Genomic DNA, 6895 nt, shown 5'->3' on the forward strand with positions numbered 1-6895 from the left:
CGGGAACGGCCGCGGCGTCCGGGCCGGGCCCGGACCCGTCGCCGGCCCCGGTCGCGTCGAGCACCGACAGCGTTCCGGGAACGCCGTCCCGCCCGAGCGCGTCGACGAAGACCGTGGTGTGGTAGTCGCCGTCGAGCAGGTCGTAGGCCAGGTGCAGCCCGGCGATGCCGTAGTCGCCCACGTCGACCTCCGGTGGCAGGTCCTCCCGGGGCAGCCGGGAGACCACCTCCACCCCGAACCCGTCGTCACCGAGGAAGACGTTGCCGATCCCGGCGACCAGCACCCGCCCGGTCACGGAACCGCCCCGTTCCCGGTGTGCCCCGCGCCGTCGCCGGTGTTCCCCGCCCCGTCACCGCCGGGCGCGCTCCCGTCCGCGGCCGGTTCGACCTCGTCGGTGGTGAAGTACCGGAACCGGCCCTGGGCGAGCTGCCACTCCTCCGCGGGATCGCCGTCCACCGTGACCGCGAGGAAAAGCGTGCCGTCCACGTCCTCCAGCACGTCGCGCACGGTGGCGCCGCACCCGGCGACGAACATGTCCTGCGCGTCCCCGCCCGCGTGGGGGCGGAGCACGACCCGGCTGCCGGTGCCGATCTCGCGGCCGCCCACGTGCACCACCCGGACCCGGCCGTGCATGGCCTCCCGCGGCCGCTCCGGCAGGTCCTCGACCCGGTCCAGGATGCGCCGGGCGCGCTCGTCGGTGGCGCGGGCCTCGCGTCTCTCCTCGTCGGTCAGCGTCATCGTCCGCAGGGTGAGCATCTCGTCGATCTCGCAGGCGTCGAAGAAGTCGCCCTGACTCGCCGGGTCCACCTTCGGGTGGTCGTAGAGGATGATCGGTGAGGACAGCATCGTGTCCTCCCTGCCGGGGCCGCCGACCAGCACCGGCCAGGTGTGTTCGTTGACGCAGGCGGCCGCGTGCGACGCGGCCCCGGCGGGCGGGTCGAGTTGGGAGAGAAAGCGTCCACCCTGGACGGAGAGCACGGTGTGCGCCGCGATCAGCGAGTGCCGCACCGCCTCGTCCCGGGTGGACGAGGAGCAGTCCACGGCGCTGGTGTTGGCCACGGTCACGTGGACCCGCACCAGGCCGGGCAGGCGTTCGGCGCGGCACCGCAGTTCGGCCGTCAACGGCTGGGTGCGGCGCACCACCCGGCCGCCGTCCACGCTCGTGATCCACTCTCCGCCGCGGACGACGACCGGTTCGACGTACTCGCCGGAATCCGCGAGTTCGGCCATCGGCAGCAGCACCTCGTGCTCGCGTTCCACCGCCTCGTCCCACGGCAGGATCTCGTCCTCGCCGACGACCAGGGCATCCACCTCCCGGTGGCCGTCCGGCACGTCCGCGCCGGGGTCGGTGGACACCTCCACGGTGCGCCGCTGCGACTGGAGGAACCGCACGCACACCCGCAGGGTGGACACCGGGTCGACCTCGGCCAGGCACTCGGTGCGGCAGAACGAGTGCTCCCCGGTGCCGGTGGCCGCGTACGACGGCGGCACCAGGACGCCGAACTGCCAGCGGGCCCGGTTCTTCGTCGCACTCGCACGGTACGGGTAGAGCAGATAGCCCTCGTAGAGCACGGCGTCGGCGACCGCGCGCACGGTCGCCTCGACGCCGGAGAACGGTCCGTCGGTGTGCCCCGCGTGTTTCGCGCTCCCGCTCATCGCCGTCCCTCCGCCGCCAGGTCGGCGAGTACGTGGTAGATCGTGGTCTGGGCCTCCTGGATGCGGTGCACGGAACTGGACGGCACCACGAACAGGTGGTCGACGCCTGCCTGTTCGGCCATCCGGCCGCCGCTGTCGCCGGTAATGCCGACCGTGAGCATCCCGACGCGCCGCGCCTGGTCGAACGCCGACAGCAGGTTCGCCGAGTTGCCGCTGGTGGACAGGCCCACGGCGATGTCGTCGGCGCGGCCGAACGCCGCGAGCTGACGGGAGAACACGACGTCGAAGCCGACGTCGTTGGACAGCGCGGTCACCACCGCCGTCTCCGCCGTCAGCGCGAACGCCGGCAGCGGGGGCGTGCCCTGCGGCGGGTTCATGAACTGCGTGGCGAAATCCTGGGCGTCGGTCGAACTGCCGCCGTTGCCGAAGGAGAACAGCCGGCCCCCGCGCGCGAACCGGGCGGCCATCGCCGCGCCGGCCTCGGCCAGTTCCCGCCGCTGTTCCCGGTGGACCCGTCCGCGCAGTTCCATGATCTCGCGGGCCTTGGTCACCGTGGAGGCACGCACCTCCCGAAGGACCGCGTCCACGTCCGCGCCGTCGGGTTCGGCGTAGAGGAACGGGTAGAGCTCGCTCATCGCGTCGGTCATCGCGGCACCCCGATCGCCTCGCCCGCGTGGACCAGCAGCTCGGCACCGGGGACGACCGACTCGGCGGGCACCAGCGCGACGCTGATCTCCTCCTCGCCCGCGCCGGTGTCCACCCGGGCCATTCCGCGGTCCAGCACCCGCACGACGCGCACGGTGACCGCGGCATCGGAACAGGTCACGCAGTGTTCGTCGGATACGCAGTGTTCGTCGGCCGTGCGGTGTTCATCGGTCGTGCGGTGTTCGTCGGCCGTGCGGTGCGCCGCGTGGTCGTCGTCGGCTCCGGTTCCCGGTGGCCGGACCTGCTCCGCGCTCACCGCGCGGCCTCCGGGGTGAGCACGCCCGGGTGCTCGAAGAAGACGTGCACCAGCTCCCACAGGACGTGATACATCGTCACGTGCACCTCCTTGATCACGCGGGGGTCGTCCGACGTGGCGCGCAGCAGGTGGTCCACGGCCGGGCTCGCGGCGAGGGCCCCACCGTCGCCACCCACGAGCGCGACCGTGAGCAGCCCCGCCTCGTGTGCCTGTTCGAGTCCGCGCAGCACGTTCGCGCAGCCGCCGTCGACGGACAGGCCGAGCGCGATGTCGTCGCCCACGGCCAGGTACCGCAGCTGGTGGGCGAACACCTCGGCGAAGCCCTCCCGCGCCGCGACCCCGGTCATCGTGGCGACGTCGGCGGTCAGCGAGATCGCGGGCAGCGCCCGCTTGCCCACGATCACGGGGTGGACGAATTCCACGGAGAGGTGCTGCGCGTCGGTCGACTCCCCGCCGTTGCCGAACACGATCAGTTTGCCGCCGGTGTGGAAGCGCTCGGCCATGGCGTGACAGGCCCGCGCCACCGGACCGGCCTCGTCCAGCAGCGCCTCCAACGGCGCCTGCCTGGCCCCGAACGCGTCGTCCACGCGCTGTTCGAAGTACTGACGTTCCCGCACCGGCCGTCCCGTTCCCTGGCTCGTCGAAGAAAATGATCGAAAATCGATTCGGTGTCGGCGACGTGTTGTCGCGATCACCTCACGCTACGACGTTCCCGCCGCCGGGCACAAATTGACGAGAAAAGCTGCGATCGCAACCCGGAAAAACGGAAAACCGTGCCGGATACCCTGCCGGGGAGCGGTCCAAACAACGGTGCTCCGAGCGTGTACGCGGGACTGCGGCCGACCGCACAGGGTTGCATGCTGTGTCCCATGAGCACAGAGGCGACCGGAACCGGAGTCGACGAGATCCACATTCTGTGGACGTCGGAAGGAATGAGCTGCGACGGCGACACGGTGTCGGTCACCGCGGCGTCGCTGCCCAGCATCGAGGACGTGGTGCTGCGGGCCGTGCCCGGCATCCCCAAGGTGCACCTGCACAACAAGGTGCTCGCCTACGAGACCGGGGACGACTTCCTCGCGCCGTTCCGCAAGGCGGCGCAGGGGGAACTCGACGCGCCCTTCGTCTTCGTCGTCGAGGGGTCGATCCCGAATGAGAACATTCACGCCGAGGACGGCTACTGGACGGCCATGGGGAATGACCCCGAGACCGGGAAACCGAAGACTCTCAACAAGTGGATCGACGAACTCGCCCCGAAAGCGTGGGCGGTCGTCGCCATCGGGACGTGCGCGACCTACGGCGGAATTCACGCGATGGCGGGAAACCCGACGGGGTGCATGGGGCTCGTCGACTATCTCGGTGACGATTTCCGGTCGGCCGGGGGACTCCCGGTGATCAACGTCCCCGGGTGCCCGGTGCAGCCGGACAACTTCATGGAGACGCTGCTCTGGGTGCTGCACCAGGCGGCGGGACTGGCCCCGACGATCCCGCTGGACGAGCAACTGCGGCCGACCTGGCTGTTCGGCAAGACCGTCCACGAAGGGTGCGACCGCGCCGCCTACTACGAGCAGGCCGACTTCGCCTACGACTACAACTCCCCGAAGTGCCAGGTCAAGATCGGCTGCTGGGGTCCGGTGGTCAACTGCAACGTCACCAAGCGCGGCTGGATGGACGGCGTCGGCGGCTGCCCCAACGTCGGCGGCATCTGCATCGGCTGCACCATGCCCGGGTTCCCGGACAAGTTCATGCCGTTCATGGACGAACCGCCGGGCGGGTCGTTCTCGTCGGCGCTGCTGTCGGTCTACGGGCCGTTCGTGCGCCGGATGCGCGGCATCACCAACCGCAGCGCCAACACCGAACCGAAGTGGCGCCACCCCGGCCCGAAACTCACCACCGGGTACCAGCCCCGCTATCCCGAATCCGTCTGACCCCCGGCAACCACCACGCAGGAGCGACACAGAATGGCACAGACCCAGTCCGAGGTCAGCGCCGCGACCCAGCGGGAGCTGGTCGAGGTCAACTTCGACCCGATCACCCGCATCATCGGCAACCTCGGCATCTACACCAAGGTCGACTTCGCCAACAACGAGGTCGTCGAGTGCAAGAGCACCTCATCGCTGTTCCGCGGCTACAGCGTGTTCATGAAGGGCAAGGACCCGCGCGACTCGCACTTCATCACCAGCCGCATCTGCGGCATCTGCGGGGACAACCACGCGGTGTGTTCGATCTACGCCCAGAACATGGCCTACGGCGTGAAGCCGCCGCCGCTGGCCGACTGGATCATCAACCTCGGCGAGGCCGCCGAGTTCATGTTCGACCACACGATCTTCCAGGACAACATGGTCTTCGTCGACTTCTGCGAGCGCATGGTCGCCGAGACGAACCCGGGCCTGCTCAAGCGGGCCGAGACCACCGACGCGCCGCGCGGTGACCTGCACGGGCACCGCACGATCGCCGACATCATGCGGGCGTTCAACCCGTTCGAGGGCGAGGTCTACAAGAAGGCGCTTGAGGTCTCCCGCATCACCCGGGAGATGTGCTGCCTCATGGAGGGCAGGCACGTCCACCCGTCCACGCTGTACCCGGGCGGCGTCGGCACGGTGGCCACCCCGCAGGTGTTCACCGACTATCTGTCCCGCCTGATGCGCTGCCTGGACTTCATCAAGCAGGCCGTGGCGATGAACGACGACGTGTTCGACTTCTTCTACGACGCCCTGCCCGGCTACGAGGAGGTCGGCAGGCGCCGCATCCTGCTCGGCTGCTGGGGCTGCTTCCAGGACCCGTACAGCGTGGACTACCGCTACGAGAACATGGGGTCCTGGGGCAAGGACATGTTCGTCAGCCCGGGAATCATCGTCGACGGCGAACTGCTGACCAACAACCTGGTCGACATCAACCTCGGCATGCGCATCCTGCTCGGCAGCTCCTACTACGACGACTGGACGAACGAGCAGACGTTCGTGGACCGCGACCCGCTGGGCAACCCGGTGGACAAACGGCACCCGTGGAACCAGACCACCCTGCCCGCCCCGCAGGGCCGTGACCTGGAGAACGGCAACTACAGCTGGGTGATGAGCCCCCGCTGGTTCGACCCGGGCAGTCAGGAACACCTGGCGCTGGACACCGGGGGCGGCCCGCTGGCCCGGCTGTGGGCGACCGCGCTGAACGGCCTGGTCGACACCCCGTACGTCAAGGCCACCGGCGGTGCCGTGCGCATCGACCTGCCCGCCACCCCGCAGACGAAGGAGATGCGGTTCGAGTGGCGTCCGCCGAAATACGCCAACACCCTCGAACGCGACCGGGCGCGGATGTACTTCGTCGCCTACGCCGCGGGCATGGCGCTGCACTTCGTCGAGAAGGCCCTGGAGGAGGTGCGCTCCGGCAACACGAAGGTGTTCACCGACTTCGACGTGCCGGACGAGGCCGTCGGCGTCGGCTTCCACGAGGCCGTGCGCGGGGTGCTGTCGCACCACCTCGTGGTGCGCGACGGCAAGATCGCGAACTACCACCCGTACCCGCCGACACCGTGGAACGCCAGCCCCCGGGACAGCTACGGCACCCCCGGCCCGTACGAGGACGCCGTGCAGGGCCAGCCGATCTTCGAGGAGAACGGCCGGGAGGACTTCAAGGGCATCGACATCATGCGCACGGTGCGCAGCTTCGACCCGTGCCTGCCGTGCGGGGTGCACATGTACCTCGGCGAGGGCAAGACCCTGGACAAGATCGCCTCGCCGACGTTCGGCGCGGCCCACCCGGGACAGTGAGCGGACCGATGTGGGACGACGACGAACTCGCCGAGCGCCTGTCGACGCTCGATCAGCTGCTGGCCGGTCTCGCCGACCGCGCCGACGACGCCGCGGGCGCCACCGTGCAGACCCTGGCCGACGTGTACGGCGAGGCGCTCGAACGGATCGTGCGGGCCGCCGACGACACGGTCGTCGCCGCATTGGCCGACGACCCGCTGGTGGGGCACCTGCTGCTGGCGCACGACCTGCACCCGCACGATCCCGGGACCCGGATCCGGGCCGTCCTCGCCGACGCCGCACCGGACGTCCGGGCGGAGTTGGACGGGCTGGTCGACGGGGTCGCCTCGGTGACCGTGACGGACGGCTCCGACGAGCTCGCGGGCACGGTCACCGACCTCGTGCGGGCCGTCGCGCCCGAGGTCACCGAGGTGCGCATCGATCACCGGTCGGAGCCCGCGTTCGTCCCGCTGACCGCGGTCCGGGCGCGGTGAGCCCGGTGACCGGGGTGCGCACCGACGGCGGCGGGAACCGGCCC

At 70.2% G+C, this 6895-nt stretch carries 8 protein-coding genes; 3 read left to right on the forward strand and 5 right to left on the reverse strand.

The features are described from left to right. The 5 genes from SACHA_RS23705 to SACHA_RS0105615 form a co-directional block, all read right to left on the reverse strand. Positions 1-295: hydrogenase maturation protease (locus SACHA_RS23705; RefSeq protein WP_019807837.1), on the reverse strand; the 295-nt coding region annotated here is incomplete at its 3' end. Further along, on the reverse strand, positions 292-1656 hold the full coding sequence (locus SACHA_RS0105600) for a hypothetical protein (RefSeq protein WP_019807838.1): 1365 nt from the start codon (positions 1654-1656) through the stop codon (positions 292-294). The genes SACHA_RS0105600 and SACHA_RS23705, both read right to left, overlap by 4 nt. Further along, positions 1653-2303 carry a D-sedoheptulose-7-phosphate isomerase gene (locus SACHA_RS0105605; RefSeq protein WP_019807839.1) on the reverse strand — a complete coding sequence of 217 codons (651 nt, stop codon included), beginning with the start codon at positions 2301-2303 and terminating at the stop codon, positions 1653-1655. The genes SACHA_RS0105600 and SACHA_RS0105605 overlap by 4 nt, the downstream gene beginning before the upstream one ends. Beyond that, positions 2300-2617 (reverse strand): HypC/HybG/HupF family hydrogenase formation chaperone, encoded by a 318-nt coding sequence (locus SACHA_RS26500; protein ID WP_019807840.1) that lies wholly within the window; start codon positions 2615-2617, stop codon positions 2300-2302. The genes SACHA_RS0105605 and SACHA_RS26500 overlap by 4 nt, the downstream gene beginning before the upstream one ends. Then, the gene (locus SACHA_RS0105615) at positions 2614-3234 is read right to left on the reverse strand and encodes a D-sedoheptulose-7-phosphate isomerase (RefSeq protein ID WP_019807841.1); all 621 of its coding nucleotides are present in this window, start codon (positions 3232-3234) and stop codon (positions 2614-2616) included. The genes SACHA_RS26500 and SACHA_RS0105615 overlap by 4 nt, the downstream gene beginning before the upstream one ends. Positions 3235-3486: 252 nt before the next feature. Here SACHA_RS0105615 and SACHA_RS0105620 point away from each other — a divergent pair, with 252 nt between their 5' ends. From SACHA_RS0105620 to SACHA_RS0105630, 3 genes are read left to right on the forward strand one after another with little or no spacing between them, the layout of a single operon-like run. Further along, positions 3487-4542 carry an NADH-quinone oxidoreductase subunit B family protein gene (locus SACHA_RS0105620; RefSeq protein ID WP_028662919.1) on the forward strand — a complete coding sequence of 352 codons (1056 nt, stop codon included), beginning with the start codon at positions 3487-3489 and terminating at the stop codon, positions 4540-4542. A gap of 33 nt (positions 4543-4575) precedes the next feature. Beyond that, positions 4576-6378, forward strand: coding sequence for a nickel-dependent hydrogenase large subunit (locus tag SACHA_RS0105625; RefSeq protein ID WP_019807844.1), 1803 nt, complete (start codon positions 4576-4578; stop codon positions 6376-6378). 8 nt (positions 6379-6386) lie between these two features. Beyond that, positions 6387-6851: a hypothetical protein gene (locus SACHA_RS0105630; RefSeq protein ID WP_019807846.1), complete on the forward strand. Its 465-nt coding sequence runs from the start codon at positions 6387-6389 to the stop codon at positions 6849-6851. Positions 6852-6895: the final 44 nt, after the last annotated feature.

Origin of the sequence: Saccharomonospora halophila 8, from assembly GCF_000383775.1 — a bacterium.
GTDB classification, from domain to species: domain Bacteria; phylum Actinomycetota; class Actinomycetes; order Mycobacteriales; family Pseudonocardiaceae; genus Saccharomonospora; species Saccharomonospora halophila.

Excerpts from the sequence above, each read along its gene's own strand:
- SACHA_RS0105600 (WP_019807838.1), bottom strand. The coding sequence starts at position 1,656 with ATGAGCGGGAGCGCGAAACACGCGGGGCACACCGACGGACCGTTCTCC.
- SACHA_RS0105605 (WP_019807839.1), bottom strand. The coding sequence starts at position 2,303 with ATGACCGACGCGATGAGCGAGCTCTACCCGTTCCTCTACGCCGAACCC.
- SACHA_RS0105620 (WP_028662919.1), top strand. The coding sequence starts at position 3,487 with ATGAGCACAGAGGCGACCGGAACCGGAGTCGACGAGATCCACATTCTG.
- SACHA_RS0105625 (WP_019807844.1), top strand. The coding sequence starts at position 4,576 with ATGGCACAGACCCAGTCCGAGGTCAGCGCCGCGACCCAGCGGGAGCTG.
- SACHA_RS0105630 (WP_019807846.1), top strand. The coding sequence starts at position 6,387 with ATGTGGGACGACGACGAACTCGCCGAGCGCCTGTCGACGCTCGATCAG.